2 protein-coding genes are annotated in these 1757 nt (G+C 62.5%); both read left to right on the forward strand.

Annotated elements, in window-relative coordinates; translation table 11 throughout:
* The first annotated feature begins 228 nt into the window (after window positions 1–228).
* On the forward strand, window positions 229–888 hold the full coding sequence (locus AC1D0Z_RS20970; protein WP_477660090.1) for a riboflavin synthase: 660 nt from the start codon (window positions 229–231) through the stop codon (window positions 886–888).
* A gap of 3 nt (window positions 889–891) precedes the next feature.
* Window positions 892–1757 (forward strand): 3,4-dihydroxy-2-butanone-4-phosphate synthase (gene ribB / locus AC1D0Z_RS20975; RefSeq protein WP_477660091.1); only part of this gene is annotated, 866 nt, incomplete at its 3' end.

The raw sequence follows: 1757 nt of genomic DNA on the forward strand, positions 1-1757 counted from the left end.
ACATCGGCCTGTCCGGCGGACGCACACGAAACATCGCGCGAACGCTATAAAACTAATAGCTGCTTGCGCCCGCCAGCATTGGGCTGCAGCCGTTTTTCTTGAGTAAAAACGGCTAAACCGGCCCGCAAATCCGGCACAAACCCTGTGAATCACCGCTGAACACCCTCTTTTCCGGGCCTTTGGCGCCGTCCATGCCGCCGTAGCCGGAATCCCTGCGAAAATGGCGCCATGTTTACCGGAATCATTACCGGCTTGGGGCGCATCGTCGCCATCCAAAGCCTGGGCAGCTCTTCAGACCACGGCAAGCGCCTCACCATCGAGGCGCCTGCGGGTTACCTTGATGACGTGGGCCTGGGCGACAGCATCGCGCTCAACGGCGCCTGCATGACGGCCACAACGCTGGACCTTCCCCTCAACCGCTTCACCATCGAGATATCTGCTGAATCCCTGGCCAAAACCACCGGCCTGGCAGAAACCGGCCCCATCAACCTCGAAAAAGCCCTGCGGGCGCATGACCGCCTCGGCGGCCATATCGTTTCGGGCCATGTGGACGGCATTGGCAGCGTGACGCATTTTGCCCAGGTGGGCGAAAGCTGGGAGCTGCGAATTCGCGCCCCGCGCGAACTCGGGAAGTACCTGGCGTACAAGGGCTCCATCACCGTCAACGGCGTGAGCCTCACCGTCAACCGGGTCACGGACCTGGCCGATGCAACGGGTGGTGCGGACGGCACGGAAATCAGCATCAACCTCATTCCCCACACCGTGCAGAACACCGCGCTGGGCCGCCTGGCCGCGGGCTCACACGTCAACCTCGAAATCGACCTGATCGCGCGCTACGTAGAGCGCATGCTGGGCGACACCCATAACAACATCCTAAAAAAGCCCTGAACCATGACCACAGCCATTTCCCCCGTTGAAGACATCGTTGCCGACATGCGCGCCGGCCGCATGGTCATCCTGATTGATGAAGAAGACCGTGAAAACGAAGGTGACCTGGTTCTCGCAGCAGACCACGTTACGGCGGAAGCCATCAACTTCATGGCACGTTTCGGCCGTGGGCTGATCTGCCTGACCCTGACCCGTGAGCGCTGCGAACTCCTGCAGCTGCCGCCCATGGCCACGCGCAACGGCACCAAGCACTCCACGGCTTTTACGGTGTCCATCGAAGCCGCCGAAGGCGTGACCACGGGCATTTCGGCCGCCGACCGTGCGCGCACCGTACAGGCGGCCGTCGCCAAAGATGCCAAAGTCACCGACCTGGTCCAGCCCGGCCACATCTTTCCGCTGCAGGCGGTTGACGGCGGCGTGCTGATGCGCGCGGGCCACACCGAAGCCGGCTGCGACCTGGCCGGCATGGCCGGCTGCTCGCCCGCCGCCGTCATTTGCGAGATCATGAAAGACGACGGCACCATGGCCCGGCTGCCGGATCTGCTGCTGTTCGCGGCGGAGCACAACCTGAAGATCGGCACCATCGCCGACCTGATCGAACACCGCAGCCGCAATGATTCGCTGGTAGAAAAAATCGGCACCCGCGCGCTGCAAACCGCGTTTGGCGAATTCACCGCCCACGCCTTCCGGGACAAGCCCAGCCAAAGCCTGCACCTGGCCCTGGTCAAAGGCGCCTGGTCGGCCGACGATGTCGTGCCGGCACGGGTGCATGAGYCTTTGTCAGTGCTGGACGTTCTTGAGACAGGCCGCTCCATGCATTCGTGGAGCCTTGATCAAAGCCTCAAACACATTGCAGAGCAAGGCAAGGG

Source organism: Polaromonas sp. P1_E3, from assembly GCF_056405935.1.